We start from the raw sequence: 16,604 nt of genomic DNA on the forward strand, positions 1-16,604 counted from the left end.
TGTAGTAACCCCGTGGTGGGGTTCCCGAGCGGCCAAAGGGAGCAGACTGTAAATCTGCCGTCATCGACTTCGAAGGTTCGAATCCTTCCCCCACCACCATCTTCTAAATAACTCCCCAATCAAATCACCTGTTCCATTACCTCATATTCTCCATTCGGGGAAGGCTGAGAAGCTTCGACTAAGGTTCGACTCGAGCATCGCGAGAGAGCGTTGCCGCAGGCAACGACCCGAAGGGCGAGGAGCGCAGCGACGAGTAATTCTTCCCCCCAGCTTATTCCGCAACCCTTCTTTTATATTTACCAGTTCTGCAACCTCACCATTGCCTGATGGCGCTTCGCTTATCAGGCCTACGAAATCAGCGCCCAATGTTGAATCGTGCAAAATGCCCGGTTCTGCATCGTGCCACCCCGTAGGCCGGATAAGGCGCAGCCGCCATCCGGCACGCAAACCGCACCGCGCCGAAAACAAAAAACCCTGCCGAAGCAGGGTTTATCATCGTCAACCATCGTTATCAGCGGCGGGCGCGGACAATCTGGTATTTACGCGTTAAATACTCTACCGGCGCGCTCCAGATATGCACCAGACGTGAGAACGGGAAGAGCACAAACAGCGTCATGCCGAGCACCAGATGCACGCGGTAAATAAAGGCAACGCCATCAAGATGCGCGGAGGCACCGGTATTGAAGGTCACCACAGACTGCGCCCAGGCCACCAGCTTCATCATTTCGCTGCCGTCCATATGCTGCGCGGAGAACGGAATGGTCAGCAGGCCGAGCGTACACTGCACCATCAGCAGGGTCATGATCAGAATATCTGCCGCCGTCGACGTGGCACGAATACGCGGGTTAAAGAGACGGCGTTTGAGCAGCATCAGGCCGCCGACCAGGCACAGCACGCCGCTGGCACCGCCACCGATCATCGCCATCTTCTGCTTCACTTCAATCGGCAGGAAGGATTCGTACATCCAGTGCGGCGTCAGCATGCCAAGGAAGTGACCGGCAAAAATCCCGAGGATGCCTAAATGAAACAGGTTCGACGCGATGTTCATCCCTTTACGGTCGAGCATCTGGCTCGAGCCCGCGCGCCAGCTGTACTGTCCATAGTCATACCGCAGCCAGCTGCCAATCAGGAAGATTGCGCCCGCCATATAGGGATAGATGTCAAAGAAGAACATATTAAGGAAGTGCATTAGCGCTCTCCTCCTGTTGAGATATTCAGATATTGCGGCGCAACGGCACCGGCAAAACGACGCTGGTGCGCAGTAATGTCAGAATCGCCACAGCCCTGTTCAGCAAAGAACTTCACCTGCTCCTCTTCCCACACTGCGTCCAGCGCCTGCGGCGTATCGTCACGCGCTTCGCCGGCAATTTTTTCAGCCACCTGCGCGTTATCCACCTCGGTTTTCGTCAGCGTCAACAGCGCGTCAAACAGCGAGGCATAGTGACTTTCACGCTGCTGTAAGCGCGCCTGTAACAGTGCCAGAATCGGCGCGATATCCTGTAAACCGCCAATCGCTTCAGCGGCTGGTAACTGCGCCAGATACTCCAGGTAGAGCGGCAGATGGTCTGGCAGCTCGCGGCTGTCGAGCTGCAGCCCGTGGCGCTCATACTGCGCCAGCAGGTCCACCATCGCCTGGCCACGATCGCGCGATTCACCGTGCACATGTTCAAACAGCAGCAGCGAGGTGGCGCGACCGCGATCGAACAGCTCGCTGTAGGTGGCCTGGGCATCGAGCAGATCCTGCGACGTCAGGTCACGTAAAAAGATACCAACCTGCTGGGCATCCGCTTTCGACAGATTGTCGCCAGAGGCCAGCGCGTCAAACAGCTCCTGCTGATGCTGCCACAGGGCAGCATCCGGGTACTCAAGCAGGCGGGAGATAACCACCAGTTCAATCATGCGTGCGGCTCCGTTTTCACTGTCACATTCACCGCATCGATGCGGCGGCTGTTGAACAGGTTGAATTTGTTATCTGAACCATGACACCCATCGCCGAAGCTAAAGCCACACCCGCTCTTCTCCGGGAAGGCTTCACGCGCCAGTTCACGATGGCTGGACGGCACCACAAAACGATCTTCGTAGTTGGCGATGGCGAGATAGCGGTACATCTCCTGCGCCTGCGCTTCCGTCAGACCCACCTCTTCCAGCGCACGGGTATCAATCACGCCGTCGACGGTTTCAGCCCGTTTAAAGTGACGCATCGCCAGCATACGTTTCAGCGCCAGCAGCACCGGCTGGGTATCCCCGGCAGTCAGCAGGTTCGCCAGGTACTGCACCGGAATGCGCAGGCTCTCGACGTCCGGCAGAATGCCGTTGCTGCCCATCTCGCCCGCATCGGCAGCGGACTGAATCGGTGACAGAGGCGGCACATACCAGACCATCGGCAGCGTGCGGTATTCCGGGTGCAGCGGTAGCGCCAGCTTCCAGTCCATCGCCATTTTGTAGACCGGCGATTTCTGTGCCGCATCGATTACGCTCTGCGGTACGCCATCTTCCAGTGCCTGAGCGATCACCGCCGGATCGTGCGGATCGAGGAAGACATCCAGCTGACGCTGATAGAGGTCTTTCTCATTTTCGGTGCTGGCCGCGTTCTCAATCGCATCCGCGTCATACAGCAGTACGCCGAGGTAACGAATACGCCCTACGCAGGTTTCAGAGCAGACCGTCGGCATGCCCGCTTCGATACGCGGATAGCAGAAGATGCACTTCTCAGACTTGCCGCTCTTCCAGTTGAAGTAGATTTTTTTGTACGGGCAGCCGGTAACGCACATGCGCCAGCCGCGGCATTTATCCTGATCGATCAGCACAATGCCATCTTCTTCACGTTTATAGATGGCACCGCTCGGGCAGGTGGCGACACAGGCCGGGTTCAGACAGTGTTCGCACAGGCGCGGCAGATACATCATGAAGGTGTTTTCGAACTGGCCGTACATCGCCTTCTGCATGTTTTCGAAGTTCTGATCGCGGCTCAGCTTCTCGAATTCGCCGCCGAGATCGTCTTCCCAGTTCGGGCCGGCACTGATTTTGTTCATGCGCTGGCCGGTGATCAGCGAGCGCGGACGCGCAATCGGCTGATGCTTGCTTTCCGGCGCGTTATGCAGGTTCTGATAGTCAAAATCAAACGGCTCGTAGTAGTCATCGATGCCCGGCAGATGCGGGTTAGCGAAGATTTTACCCAGCAGCATCGCGCGGCCCCCCATACGCGGCTGCAGCTTTCCGTTGATTTTACGGATCCAGCCGCCCTTCCACTTCTCCTGGTTTTCCCAGTCGGTCGGGAAGCCGGTGCCCGGTTTGGTTTCGACGTTGTTAAACCACGCGTACTCCATCCCTTCGCGGCTGGTCCAGACGTTTTTACAGGTGACTGAACAGGTATGACAGCCGATGCACTTATCGAGATTCAGCACCATGCCGACTTGTGAACGAATTTTCATTTTGCGCTCTCCTGTACCTGGTCATTGCCTTCGCCATCCAACCAGTTAATGTTTTTCATCTTACGTACCACCACAAACTCATCGCGGTTGGACCCGACCGTGCCGTAATAGTTAAAGCCGTAGGCCAGCTGCGCGTAGCCGCCAATCATGTGCGTCGGTTTCGGCGTAATACGCGTGACCGAGTTGTGAATGCCGCCGCGCTGACCGGTGATCTCCGAACCTGGCAGGTTCACAATGCGCTCCTGGGCGTGGTACATCATCGTCATACCGGACGGTACGCGCTGGCTGACCACCGCACGGGCGGTGAGTGCGCCATTGCTGTTAAAGACTTCGATCCAGTCGTTATCAGCAATGCCCATCTCTTTGGCGTCGGTTTCACTCAGCCAGACAATCGGGCCGCCGCGACCAAGCGTCAGCATCAGCAAGTTGTCGCTATAAGTGGAGTGGATCCCCCACTTCTGATGCGGCGTCAGGAAGTTAAGCGCTTTTTCCGGGTAGCCGTTGCCTTTCACGCCCAGCATCTCTTTTACCGAACGGGTATTGATTGGCGGGCGGTAGACCAGCAGGCTTTCGCCAAAGTCACGCATCCACTGGTGATCCTGATAGAGCTGCTGACGGCCAGAGAGCGTACGCCATGGAATCAGCTCATGAACGTTGGTATAACCGGCGTTGTAAGAGACATGCTCATCTTCCAGGCCAGACCATGTTGGGCTGGAGATAATTTTGCGCGGCTGCGCCTGAATATCGCGGAAGCGGATCTTCTCATCTTCTTTATTCAGCGCCAGATGCGTATGGTCGCGACCGGTAAATTCACTCAGCGCCGCCCAGGCTTTCACCGCTACGTTGCCGTTGGTTTCCGGGGCAAGGGTGAGTATCATCTCTGCCGCGTCGATGGCGCTGTTAAGCATCGGCTGGCCTTTCGCCGGGCCATCCGCTTTCACGTAGTTGAGCTTGCGCAGCAGATCCATTTCGCTCTGGGTATTCCACGCGATGCCTTTCCCACCGTTACCGATTTTCTCCATCAGCGGGCCGATAGAGGTAAAGCGCTCGTAGGTTGCCGGGTAATCGCGTTCAACCGGAATAATGTGCGGTGCAGTTTTACCCGGGATAAGATCGCACTCGCCTTTTTTCCAGTCCTTCACGCCCAGCGGCTGCGCCAGCTCGGCGGCGGAGTCATGCTGAATCGGCAGCGTCACGACGTCGGTCTCTTTGCCTAAATGTCCGACGCAGAGCGCAGAGAAGGATTTGGCGATGCCTTTATAAATTTCCCAGTCGCTTTTTGATTCCCACGCCGGGTCGACGGCGGCAGAGAGCGGATGAATAAACGGATGCATATCCGAGGTATTCATATCGTCTTTCTCATACCAGGTCGCGGTCGGTAGCACAATGTCAGAGTAGAGACAGGTGCTGGAGAGACGGAAGTCGAGGGTCACCACCAGGTCGAGTTTGCCGTCGAGGCCGTTATCCTGCCACTCCACCTCTTCCGGCTTCACGCCGCCCTGTTTGCCCAGATCCTGGCCCTGGATACCGTGCTCGGTGCCGAGCAGATATTTCAGCATGTACTCATGCCCTTTCCCGGAGGAGCCAAGCAGGTTGGAGCGCCAGATAAAGAGGTTGCGCGGATGGTTTTTGCCGTTTTCCGGCTGCTCAGCGGCGAAACGCAGCGAACCCTCTTTCAGGGATTTGACGGTGTAGTCCACCGCTGACATGCCAGCTTTTTCCGCTTCGGCGGCAATGCGCAGTGGGTTAGTACCCAACTGCGGTGCAGAAGGCAGCCAGCCCATACGCTCGGCGCGGACGTTAAAGTCAATCAGATGGCCGCTGTAGCGGGATTTATCCGCCATCGGCGAGAGGAACTCTTGCGCCGTCACCGTTTCATAGCGCCACTGGCTGGAGTGGTTATAGAAGTAGGAGGTGCTGTTCATATGGCGCGCCGGGCGCTGCCAGTCGAGGGCAAAGGCCAGCGGCTGCCAGCCGGTCTGCGGACGCAGTTTTTCCTGGCCAACATAGTGCGCCCAACCGCCGCCGCTCTGACCGACGCAGCCACAGAAGACCAGCATGTTAATCAGCCCGCGATAGTTCATATCGAGGTGATACCAGTGGTTCATCCCGGCACCGACGATGATCATCGAGCGACCGTGGGTTTTATCGGCGTTCTCGGCAAACTCGCGGGCAACGCGGATAATCTGCGCCTGCGGCACACCGGTCACTTTTTCCGCCCAGGCCGGTGTATAAGCTTTGATTTCGTCATAACGGCTGGCGCAGTTTTCATCACCCAGGCCGCGATCCAGACCGTAGTTGGCCATATTCAGGTCATAAACGGTGGTCACCAGCGCGCTGCTGCCATCCGCCAGTTGCAGGCGTTTGACCGGCAGTTTGTGCAGCAGGATGTTATCCAGCGTGACGCCCTGGAAGTGCTCGGTGTTGTCACCACCAAAGTAGGGGAAGCCAACCTGTGCAACGTCATCGTGTTTGCCCAGCAGGCTGAGGGTCAGCTCAACGTCCGCGCCGTTGCCGCCATCGCGCTGCTCGAGGTTCCACTTCCCTTTTTCGCCCCAGCGGAAACCAATCGAGCCGTTCGGCGCGATCATATTGCCTTCGCTATCCAGCGCGACGGTTTTCCACTCCGGATTGTTCTGCTGGCCCAGTGCATCCACCAGATCGGCGGCGCGCAGCATGCGGCCCGCGGCGTAGTAGCCATCACGCTCTTCCAGCATCACCAGCATCGGCATGTCGGTGTAGCGACGGACATAATCGGTGAAGTACTGGCTCGGCTTATCAAGGTGGAATTCACGCAGCATCACGTGCCCCATCGCCAGCGCCATTGCCGCATCGGTGCCCTGCTTCGGCGCCAGCCACAAATCGCACAGCTTGGCGATTTCCGCGTAGTCCGGAGTAATCGCGACGGTTTTAGTTCCTTTGTAGCGAACTTCGGTAAAGAAGTGCGCATCCGGGGTACGGGTCTGCGGCACGTTAGAGCCCCAGGCGAGAATATAGCTGGAGTTGTACCAGTCAGCGGATTCCGGCACGTCGGTCTGCTCGCCCCAGGTCTGCGGTGAGGCAGGCGGCAAGTCGCAGTACCAGTCGTAGAAGCTCAGGCAGGTGCCGCCAATCAGCGACAGATAGCGTGCGCCGGAGGCGTAAGAGACCATCGACATTGCCGGGATCGGTGAGAAGCCAGCCACGCGGTCCGGGCCGTAGGTTTTCACGGTGTAGACGTTAGAGGCGGCAATCAGTTCATTTACCTCCTGCCAGGAGGAGCGCACAAAGCCACCGCGTCCGCGCGCCTGTTTAAAGCTCTTCGCTTTATCCGCATCTTCAATGATAGAAGCCCAGGCATTCACCGGATCGCTGTGCTGCGTTTTCGCTTCACGCCAGAGTTTGATCAGGCGTTTACGCATCAGGGGGTATTTCAGGCGGTTGGCGCTGTAAAGATACCAGGAGTAGCTCGCCCCGCGCGGACAGCCGCGTGGTTCGTGGTTCGGCATATCAGGACGGGTACGCGGGTAGTCGGTTTGCTGGGTTTCCCAGGTGACCAGGCCGTTCTTGACGAAAATCTGCCAGCTGCACGAGCCGGTGCAGTTTACGCCATGGGTAGAGCGCACGATTTTGTCGTGCTGCCAGCGGCTGCGGTATCCATCCTCCCAGTCCCGGTTGGTGTTTACGAGCTGGCCGTGCCCATCGGCAAAGGTTTCGCCTTTCTGTTTAAAGTAGCGAAACCGGTCCAGGAATTTACTCATCGGGGGTTCTCCTGTTGGAGCCTGTGCGGCTCTCTGGCTAAATCGACATTGCTGCATTTGCCGCGAAGGTAACCCCCGCAAAGACAACGAGAATTGATGATGATCAAGCCGCCATAGCGCGCCATTTATGCGCTGACAACGGAGTACTCCCAAAGAGTTATCGATGATTTTCACGTAACTAACTGATTCACATAAATATATTATATTTAGTTACTGAATTATTCAGATTTATCCCGGTATCCAGGTATTAAGGGGTAGACGCCGCTGCGATGCGATAGCGGTCACAGTGCCGGCCGAAGCAGGCACTGTAAAATCATCAGTATGTTGTAACTATGGAGAGGGCAAAAAAATGCGCGACCGAAGCCGCGCAATGATAATCAACACACTACATTTATTATTGTTTTTTACGCCCGTATATCGCCCAGGTGATCACCACACAGGCGATATAGAACACAAGGAACACTTTCATCGCACCCGCCGGTGAGCCGGTCAGCGCCAGCGAGGTACCAAACGCTTTCGGGATAAAGAAGCCACCAATCGCGCCAATCGCCGAGATAAAGCCCAGCGCGGCCGCCGTTTCCGTCGCAGCTTCACGCATCGCGTCGCTCTCGCTACCGCCCGCGTTCTTCACCCGCTCCATGGTCATCTTACGGAAGATAACGGAGATCATCTGGAAGGTGGAGCCGCTGCCCAGCCCGGCGGTGAGGAACAGCACCAGGAAGACGCAGAAGAAGGCAGTGAAGTTGCCGCCCTCGCCGTTCGACGGCAGCGTCAGGAACAGCAAGGCGCTGAAGATCGCCATCACCACAAAGTTCACCAGCGTCACGCGCGTTCCGCCAAGACGGTCGGAAATCGCGCCGCCTGCGGAACGTGCCAGCGCGCCAACCAGCGGCCCGAAGAAGGCAAAGTGCAGGATCTGCACCTCCGGGAACTGGGTTTTTGACAGCATCGCAAAGCCAGCGGAGAAGCCGATAAACGAGCCGAAAGTCGCCAGGTAGAGGAAGCTCATGATCCACAAATGCGAGCGCTTCAGCACCGGCAATTGCGCGCTGAGGGAGGCTTTCGAGGTCGCCAGTTCGTTCATGCCGAACCATGCCGCCAGGGTAAACACCGCCAGGAACGGCACCCAAATCCACGCTGCGTTTTGCAGGTAGAGCATGGTGCCATCAGGCTGGGTTACGCCACCGCCGCCAAAGGCAGCAAAGATGGAGAACGAGACCGCCAGCGGCGCAATCAACTGCATCACGCTGACACCAAGGTTGCCGAAGCCGCCATTGATGCCAAGCGCCCCGCCCTGCTTCTCTTTCGGGAAGAAGAAGCTGATGTTCGCCATGCTGGAGGCAAAGTTCGCCCCGGCAAAACCGCACAGCAGGGAGATAATGATAAATGTGGTGAATGGCGTGGAGATATCCTGCACCGCAAAACCGAGCCAGACGCAGGGGATAATCAGAATGCCGGTGCTGAATGCCGTCCAGCGACGACCGCCAAACACCGGTACCATAAAGGAGTACGGTACACGCAGCAGCGCGCCGGAGACCGACGGCAGCGCCGTCAGCATAAACAGCTGGTCTGTGGTGAACTGAAAGCCCACTTTGGGGAGATTTACCGCCACTGCGCTAAACAGCATCCAGACGCAGAACGCTAAAAGCAGGCAGGGCACGGAGATCCACAGATTGCGGCTGGCAATCTGCTGCCCCTGCTGCTGCCAAAAAGCCGGATCTTCGGGACGCCACTCGGAAATAACCCGTGATGACGAACGCGAATCCGGAACGGATGTTTGATGCATAGACACCTCTGATGTGCAGTTTGATGCCTGCCACATTAATTTCTGTGGCGCGCGTTAAGTTGATATAAATCAAAGGAAAAGCTGGCGTTATAAAGCGCAAAAAAACATCATGCTCATTTATGAGTAGCGTTTAACGCTAAAAAAGGTGTGGTTTTTCACAGCGCTGACCGCTGCCGGGTCGTTTGCCCCTCCAAATGTAACCACGCTGGCAATAAAGGAGTAACTCTTTGTGGGTATGGGTATACTCCAGGCGATAGCTGACAATAACGCCACCCGCACCTTTCGCGGCCAAGGAGTCTCATTTCCCCATGCTTAAACGCCTCTTTTCACCGATGTCGCTGGTCAGCCAACTGGCCGTACTGATGCTGTTATCCACGCTGATTGGCGTGACCGGTATGGCGGTCTCAGGCTGGCTGGTGCAGGGCGTTCAGGGCAGCGCGCACGCCATCAACAAAGCGGGTTCGCTGCGTATGCAGAGCTACCGGCTGATGTCGGCCATCCCGCTGCAGGAAAGCGAGCAATATCTGTTAGATGAGATGGAGCACACCGCTTTCAGCCCCGAACTGGCGCTGGCGGCAAAACGCGATGGCCAGCAGGCACAGCTTGCTGATTTGCAAACCTACTGGCACAACGTGGTGATCCCGGCGATTAAAGATGCCCGGCAGCCGGCGCAGGTCGCGGAGATTATCGCCGTCTTCGTTGGGCGCATCGATAAACTGGTCTCCGCTTTCGACAGCAATACCGAGCACCGCATCGCCGAAGTGGTGGTGCTGCACCGGGTGATGGCGATTCTGATGGGCTTGCTGATCCTGATTGCGCTGGTGTGGCTGCGGGCGCGTCTGCTCCGTCCGTGGCAGCAGCTGCTGCATATGGCGCGCGCCGTCAGCCAGCGAGATTTTACCCAGCGCGCCCATATCAGCGGTGGCAACGAGATGGCAACGCTTGGCGAGGCGCTTAACAATATGTCTGCGGAGCTGGGCGAGAGCTACGCGGTGCTTGAGCGGCGCGTACAGGAGAAGACCGCCGGGCTTGAGCAGAAAAACGAAATCCTCTCCTTCTTATGGCAGGCCAACCACCGCCTGCATTCACGCATTCCGATGTGTGAGCGCCTCTCGCCGGTGCTCAACGGCTTACAGAATCTGACCCTGCTGCACGATATTGAACTGCGGGTTTATGACCTGGAAGATGAAGAGAATCACCAGGAGTTTACCTGCCAGTCGACGGCCAGTTGCGACGTGAAAGGCTGCCACCTCTGCCCGCGCGACGGTAAGCTGATTGAATCGACCGGTATTGGCTCAACGCTCAAATGGCGGCTGGCGGATGCCCATATGCAGTACGGTTTGCTGCTGGCAAAGCTGCCGCCGGGCCGCCATTTAAGCCATGACCAGCAGCAGCTGGTTGATACTCTGGTTGAACAGCTTACCGCCACGCTGGCGCTGGATCGCCATCAGGATCGCCAGCAGCAATTAATGGTGATGGAGGAGCGCGCGACCATTGCCCGCGAGCTGCATGACTCCATCGCTCAGTCCCTCTCCTGTATGAAGATGCAGGTCAGCTGTTTGCAGATGCAGGGCGACGAAATCCCCGAGAGCAGCCGCCAGTTGCTGAGCCAGATCCGCAACGAACTCAATACCTCATGGGCGCAGCTGCGTGAGCTGCTGACCACTTTCCGCTTACAGCTCACCGAGCCGGGTCTGCGCCCGGCGCTGGAGTCCAGCTGTCAGGAGTACAGCGCCCATTTTGGCTTCGACGTGCGGCTTGATTACCAGCTTCCGCCGCGCGTTGTCCCGGCGCATCAGGCCATTCATCTGTTGCAGATCGCCCGCGAGGCGCTGAGCAATGCGTTAAAACACTCCGGCGCTACCGCGGTCAGCGTCGCCGTGCAACAACAGGAAAACCGGGTGGTATTACGCATCAGCGATAACGGGTGCGGGATCCCGGACAATGCGGAACGGACCAACCACTACGGATTAATTATTATGCGTGACCGCGCGCAAAGCCTGCGCGGCGACTGCCAGGTGCGTCCCGGAGCCTCCGGGGGGACTGACGTTGTCGTGACGTTTATACCCGAAACGTTTCTCTCATCCATGCAAGGAGATAACCATGAGTAATCAGGATCCGGCAACTATCCTGCTGATCGACGACCATCCGATGCTGCGTACCGGTGTGAAGCAGTTAATTAGCATGGCCCATGACATCAGCGTCGTTGGCGAGGCGAGCAACGGGGAGCAAGGCATTGAACTGGCGGAGTCGCTGGACCCGGACCTGATCCTGCTCGATCTCAATATGCCGGGCATGAACGGGCTGGAAACCCTCGACAAGCTGCGGGAAAAAACCCTTTCCGGGCGCATCGTGGTGTTCAGCGTCTCCAATCATGAAGAGGATGTGGTCACCGCCCTCAAGCGCGGCGCCGATGGCTACCTGCTGAAAGATATGGAGCCGGAAGATTTGCTGAAGGCGTTACAGCAGGCGGCGGCAGGCGAAATGGTGCTGAGCGAGGCGCTGACCCCGGTGCTGGCGGCCAGCTTGCGCGCTAACCGCGCGACCACCGATCGTGATATCTCCCAGTTAACGCCGCGCGAGCGCGACATCCTGAAACTGATCGCCCAGGGGCTGCCGAACAAGATGATTGCCCGCCGCCTGGATATCACCGAGAGCACGGTGAAAGTGCACGTCAAACATATGCTGAAAAAGATGAAGCTTAAATCCCGCGTCGAAGCGGCGGTCTGGGTACACCAGGAGCGGGTTTTCTGATCACGGCGCGGCTGGTAGCGACCAGTCCGTACCGCCTTCCGTTGCCGGTGGGATCACCGGCTCGGTCAGTTTCAGCACAATGGTGTTGGACTCCACTTTTTGCCCCTTCTCATCCTCCACCAGCACCGACAGCGTCCAGCTGTTGCTCGCCCCTTCGCTGCTGTCCCAGCGCGGCATAATCAACGTCCAGCCATCGCCGCTGCGCGCATTCACCGGCGGCGTCAGGCTCAGCGCCTGGGTATCGCCCTGCCAGGTCAGGCTGCGAATACCATGCGTGCTGTGAATTTGCAGCTTAAGCGCCACCGTCTCACCCGGCTGTAGATCCCAGGGCGGCGTCGCCAGGAAGACGGAGAGGGTCTTGCGCTGGCGGTATTCAAACACCGGCAGATTGTTGCGCGTCGGGCTATCGTAGCGGCTGCCGCGCAGCGAGCGGCTGACGGCGACTTCAGATGGCGAGAGTTGTTTATGCAGCGGCACGCCAAAGCGGTAGTTGAGTTTTAACCCCAGATCGTTCTGGCTTACCCCGCTCTCCCCCTGGCGATGCTCGGCGGTGATGGTCACCAGCGGCACCGGAGTGTAATTGACCCCCAGTTTAACGGCGACCGGATTGTGATTACCGGTGCCGCTATCAAACAGATCGACACTGTCGCCAAAGTACTGCTCCACGCTGACGCTGGTGTTGACGTACTGGTAGAACGGTAGCCGTGCCTGTGCCGTCACATCATAGCCGCGCGCCATGCGCTGCTGCTGCGTCGCCGTGTCATAACGCCAGTGGCTCACCGGCTGGTAGTAGTTGGCCGACAGACGCAGGTATTCGCCCCACGCTTCCGCGCCAAACCCGGCGCGGCCGGTATTCTCTTCCAGTTGGGTGTCGTAAAAGGTGTTGTAGCCGAGCAGCCAGTCGCCGGCGACCCAGCGCTGCCCGAGACCCACGTTACCTATTAGCCCGCTATCCTGCTGCGTGAGGCCCAGCTGGCTCCAGCTCAGATAGCGGTTATTGTCCTGCAACGGCACAAACCAGTTGCCGTGACTGCCGTTAAACTGCCCTTCGTTATCCACTTTCATATCGACGGTGGCGTTGCCCCACGGCGAAAGCCAGGACTCCACCTGCTGATTGACCTCGCCGCTCACCACATCGCGCAGTTGGCCAAAGGCAAACTGGCGCGCCTGTTGGCCGGCGCTGAGATCGCTATCGGTCATGCTCGCTTCGCCAAACGCTTTCGCCACCTCGGCAAAGTGTTTCTCTTGCGCATCCGTTTCGGGTGCCATGCTGAGATCCGGCAGGCCGTCGCCATTGTTATCGAACGGGTTTTCCGCCTGCTGCACATATTTGCTCTGCAGCGCATGGGCATCGCCTCCCGCCACTAAACAGGCAAGAAGGGAGAGAAGTGGAGAGGTAAAGGAGCGGCGCATCACGACGTTTACGGGGTTCCTGGGCTAAATTTGTGAAGTAAGTCACTTAGTCTAGCGGTTTTAGCGGGCGATTACAGCCGCTGGCGATATATCAGGAAAATCCCTAATCGACGCGCCTCGCTGCGGCTACAGTTAATGCATCCTTGTCACGAGAGACGCGTCATGAAAACAAAAATAACTCTGCTGTGCGGCTGGATGCTGCTCTGCGGCGCGCAGGCTAGCGCCACTCCCCTCTTCGCACTGCAATCCCCGGCCTTTGCCGATAACGCGATGATGGAGAAAAAATTCGCCGGTAACGCCAGCAACAACCCCAACTGCACCGGCGAAAACCTCTCGCCAGCGCTGGTGTGGAGTAACGCGCCGACTAACACGCAGAGTTTTGCGCTGATCGTGCACGATCCGGAGGGCGCACGCGGGCTGGGTGTAACGCATCTTGTGGCCTATAACATCTCGCCCTCCACTGCGGGCTTTGCGCAAAACGCGCTGCGCGATGGCAAAGGCTTTACCGGCGGGAAAAACACGCCCGGCAATTTCCGCTGGCATGGCCCCTGCCCGCCGCCTGGCAGCGGCGCGCATCACTACACCTTCACCCTTATTGCCACCTCACTGCCACCGACCTTAGAGGAGGGGCTGACCCGCGAGGAGCTTTTCAGCAAGCTTAAAGGCAACGCCCTTGCCGCCGCCGGGCTGATTGGCCGCTTCGGGCAGTGATTTTACCTTTGCGCCGCCCGCGCGACGCAGTAGCATAGCCCTTTTCGCTACGGTTAATCGAAGGAGTGACAATGCAAAACGTTGTGATCATCGCCAATGGTGCGGCCTATGGAAGTGAATCGCTGTTTAACAGCCTGCGGCTGGCAATTGCGCTGCGCGAACAGGAGGAGCCTGTCGAGCTGAAGCTGTTTTTAATGTCCGATGCGGTGACCGCCGGGCTGCGCGGCCAGAAGCCCGCTGAGGGCTATAACATTCAGCAGATGCTGGAGATCCTTACCGCCCAGGGCGTGCCGGTGAAACTGTGCAAGACCTGCGCCGACGGACGTGGCGTCAGCGCCCTGCCGCTGGTCGAAGGCGTGGAGATCGGTACCCTTGTCGAGCTGGCGCAGTGGACGCTGGCGGCAGACAAAGTATTAACTTTCTAATGGAACGGCGAGTTTAATACAATTTACTTATGGATGGCGTCGAGTCATCAAGTTTGCCTGCTGTGTTGCCGATAGCCACTTAAGACAAACACAGCAGGTACAATAAAAATGTTCACATCGATCAAGGCCCGTATTATGGCGGCGACGGCAGGTTGTCTTACTGTCGCCTTACTGCTTAACACCATCATCAACTACCAGGTTACACGCCAGCACAACCAGCAAACCCAGCAGGATATTCTCTCCAGTACCCGTGACAGCCATGGCATTGCCATTGCCGACTGGGTCGCCAGCAAAACCGCGATGATCGCCTCTCTGCAAAGCGTCGCCTTAACGGACGATCCAGTACCGGTATTTGCCCAAATTGCCCGCGCCGGCGGGTTTATCAACGTCTACGTTGGCTACGCCAGCAAAATCGCCAAGTTCTCCGATCCCGGCGGCGTCCCGGCGGATTACGATCCGACCATTCGCCCGTGGTATCAGCAGGCTGTGAAAGCCGATGCGCCGGTCGTCACCGCCCCCTATGTTGATGCCAGCACCGGTCAACTGGTGGTGACGTTTGCCGTGCCGGTAAAAGAGAACGGCACGCTGAAGGGCGTGGTCGCCGGGGATGTCTCGATGACCAGCGTGGTGGCTAACGTGCGCGGCATCAGCCCGACGCCGCACAGCAACGGTATGCTGCTTGCCAGCAATGGCTCAGTGATTGCCGCCGCTGACGAAAAGCTGACGATGAAGCCCTTCTCTGACGCCATTCATGGCGTCTCCTTTGCTGAGCTGAGCAGCGGGAAAACCGTCTCTGGCGAGTATGCCGGGAATGAGAAGTCGCTGTTAGCCAGCCGGGTAAAAGGAACCGACTGGCTGCTGGTGGTCGCCCTCGATGGGGATGACGCCACCGCCGGTCTGCGCGCCCAGTTAAAAGCCTCCGCCGTGTCGCTTATTGTGCTGGTAATTATTGCCGGGGCATTGATGCAGTGGATGGTCGCAGCGCTGCTTAAACGCCTGGTGGTGATCCGCGATGCGATGAACGCCATCAGCAGCGGCACCAACGACCTCTCCCAGCGCCTGCCGGAGAGCGGTAACGATGAAGTGGCGCAAATCGCCCACGCCTTTAACGCCTTCAGCGATAAGCTGGCGGTGGTGATGGTGAAACTGCGCGACTCCACCCACTCGGTGCAGCTGGCGGCGCAGGAGATTGCCGCCGGGAACCAGGATCTCTCGGGGCGCACGGAGCAGGCGGCCTCCAGCCTGCGTGAAACCGCCAGCGCCGTAGAGCAGATCACCGCGTCGGTCGCGCAATCCACCGATGCCGCAGCGCAGGCGAATACCCAGGCGCATGTCGCATCAGAAGCCGCTTCGCGCGGCGGTCAGGTGGTGACGCAGGCCATTAACACCATGCAGTCGATTGAAGTCGCCTCGGCGAAGATTGGCGATATTACCAGCGTTATTGATGCCATCGCCTTCCAGACCAATATCCTCGCGCTTAACGCCTCGGTGGAAGCGGCGCGCGCCGGTGAACAGGGTCGTGGCTTTGCGGTAGTGGCCGGCGAAGTGCGTAATCTCGCCAGCCGCAGCGCGCAGGCAGCGAAGGAGATTAAAACGCTGATTGACTCCACCACCGACAGCGTTGCCACCGGCTCGCGCTATGTGCGGCTGGCGGGCGACAGCATGACGGATATCGTCACCAGCATCGACAGCGTATCGGTGATCATGCGCGAAATCACCGTCGCCACCAGCGAGCAGATGAAAGGTATTCAGGAGATTAATCATGCGGTGATAAATCTTGACCGTATGGTGCAGCAGAACGCCGAGCTGGTCGTCGAGTCAACCGCCGCTGCCGGGGCGCTGCGCGCGCAAGCGGGTGAACTTGCCGACACCGCCGGACATTTCCGCATTTAATCTTTTACCGGCGCGTGAAGACTACGATTTCGCGCGCCGGATCTCCCCCCTCGCCGCAGATTGTTATTTTTGTTTAATCCTTACGTCATTTGTTGATCAAAATCAGCATCTGGCTAACGGTCGTTTGGTGTGATGCACGGAGTGTTTTGTGAACAACATCACGCAGGGATGGCGTTATTCAAATGACGGGGTTAAAAAAATGGCGGTAGTAAAAGCAAGTTTAAAACTGTTTGGCGGGGATACGGTGGTGGTTCGCTGTTCTGAAAATTGCCATATCCATCTGATGTGTGAGAAGAGCCGCAGGCCGAATGCGCAGGCGGATATTCTGAGTGTCCAGAACCGCGCCAGCGCCTATCTTTCGGTGCCTTACAGCGGCATCTGGAGCGTGCTGATCGACAGCCACAGCCAGTCGCTGGAGCACTCGATCAGCTATGTTGCGGCGTAAACGTCA

The 16,604-nt window shown here is 58.0% G+C and carries 12 protein-coding genes, 1 tRNA gene and 1 other RNA gene; 8 read left to right on the forward strand and 6 right to left on the reverse strand.

What is annotated here, in order from left to right:
• Positions 1-14: 14 nt before the first annotated feature.
• Together SOM48_RS19195 and SOM48_RS19200 are read left to right on the forward strand one after the other, a co-directional pair.
• Positions 15-99: transfer RNA gene (locus SOM48_RS19195), tRNA-Tyr, on the forward strand.
• Between the two features lie 44 nt (positions 100-143).
• A non-coding RNA gene (locus tag SOM48_RS19200) (RtT sRNA) lies at positions 144-274 on the forward strand.
• A gap of 237 nt (positions 275-511) precedes the next feature.
• Here the strand turns inward: SOM48_RS19200 and narI are convergent.
• From narI to SOM48_RS19225, 5 genes are all read right to left on the reverse strand, one after another.
• Positions 512-1,189: a respiratory nitrate reductase subunit gamma gene (gene narI, locus SOM48_RS19205; RefSeq protein WP_320512802.1), complete on the reverse strand. Its 678-nt coding sequence runs from the start codon at positions 1,187-1,189 to the stop codon at positions 512-514.
• On the reverse strand, positions 1,189-1,899 hold the full coding sequence (narJ, locus tag SOM48_RS19210; RefSeq protein WP_076769938.1) for a nitrate reductase molybdenum cofactor assembly chaperone: 711 nt from the start codon (positions 1,897-1,899) through the stop codon (positions 1,189-1,191). The genes narI and narJ overlap by 1 nt, the downstream gene beginning before the upstream one ends.
• Positions 1,896-3,431: a nitrate reductase subunit beta gene (narH, locus tag SOM48_RS19215; RefSeq protein ID WP_320512803.1), complete on the reverse strand. Its 1,536-nt coding sequence runs from the start codon at positions 3,429-3,431 to the stop codon at positions 1,896-1,898. The genes narJ and narH overlap by 4 nt, the downstream gene beginning before the upstream one ends.
• Positions 3,428-7,171, reverse strand: coding sequence for a nitrate reductase subunit alpha (locus SOM48_RS19220; RefSeq protein WP_320512804.1), 3,744 nt, complete (start codon positions 7,169-7,171; stop codon positions 3,428-3,430). Before SOM48_RS19220 ends, narH begins: the two co-directional genes overlap by 4 nt.
• A 394-nt stretch (positions 7,172-7,565) precedes the next feature.
• The gene (locus SOM48_RS19225) at positions 7,566-8,957 is read right to left on the reverse strand and encodes a NarK family nitrate/nitrite MFS transporter (RefSeq protein ID WP_320512805.1); all 1,392 of its coding nucleotides are present in this window, start codon (positions 8,955-8,957) and stop codon (positions 7,566-7,568) included.
• Between the two features lie 308 nt (positions 8,958-9,265).
• Here SOM48_RS19225 and narX point away from each other — a divergent pair, with 308 nt between their 5' ends.
• A complete protein-coding gene (narX, locus tag SOM48_RS19230; RefSeq protein WP_288879802.1) occupies positions 9,266-11,068 on the forward strand; it encodes a nitrate/nitrite two-component system sensor histidine kinase NarX in 1,803 nt (600 codons plus the stop codon).
• Positions 11,061-11,711: a two-component system response regulator NarL gene (narL, locus tag SOM48_RS19235; RefSeq protein ID WP_200135307.1), complete on the forward strand. Its 651-nt coding sequence runs from the start codon at positions 11,061-11,063 to the stop codon at positions 11,709-11,711. The genes narX and narL overlap by 8 nt, the downstream gene beginning before the upstream one ends.
• On the opposite strand, the gene SOM48_RS19240 is transcribed toward narL, so the two are convergent.
• Positions 11,712-13,124, reverse strand: a complete 1,413-nt coding sequence (locus SOM48_RS19240; RefSeq protein ID WP_320512850.1) for a YchO/YchP family invasin — start codon at positions 13,122-13,124, stop codon at positions 11,712-11,714. It abuts the gene before it with no gap.
• Between the two features lie 195 nt (positions 13,125-13,319).
• Between SOM48_RS19240 and SOM48_RS19245 the strand changes: the two genes are divergently transcribed.
• From SOM48_RS19245 to SOM48_RS19260, 4 genes are all read left to right on the forward strand, one after another.
• Positions 13,320-13,835, forward strand: a complete 516-nt coding sequence (locus SOM48_RS19245) for a YbhB/YbcL family Raf kinase inhibitor-like protein (protein WP_241658834.1) — start codon at positions 13,320-13,322, stop codon at positions 13,833-13,835.
• Positions 13,836-13,906: 71 nt separating this feature from the next.
• Positions 13,907-14,260, forward strand: coding sequence for a DsrE/DsrF/TusD sulfur relay family protein (locus tag SOM48_RS19250; RefSeq protein ID WP_124968185.1), 354 nt, complete (start codon positions 13,907-13,909; stop codon positions 14,258-14,260).
• 108 nt (positions 14,261-14,368) lie between these two features.
• Entirely contained in the window at positions 14,369-16,153 is a 1,785-nt protein-coding gene (locus SOM48_RS19255; RefSeq protein WP_320512806.1) for a methyl-accepting chemotaxis protein, read from the forward strand.
• A gap of 199 nt (positions 16,154-16,352) precedes the next feature.
• A complete protein-coding gene (locus SOM48_RS19260) occupies positions 16,353-16,598 on the forward strand; it encodes a DUF1883 domain-containing protein (RefSeq protein ID WP_023478761.1) in 246 nt (81 codons plus the stop codon).
• Positions 16,599-16,604: the final 6 nt, after the last annotated feature.

It is taken from the genome of Kosakonia sp. CFBP8986 (assembly GCF_034044935.1).
Lineage (GTDB): Bacteria > Pseudomonadota > Gammaproteobacteria > Enterobacterales > Enterobacteriaceae > Kosakonia > Kosakonia cowanii.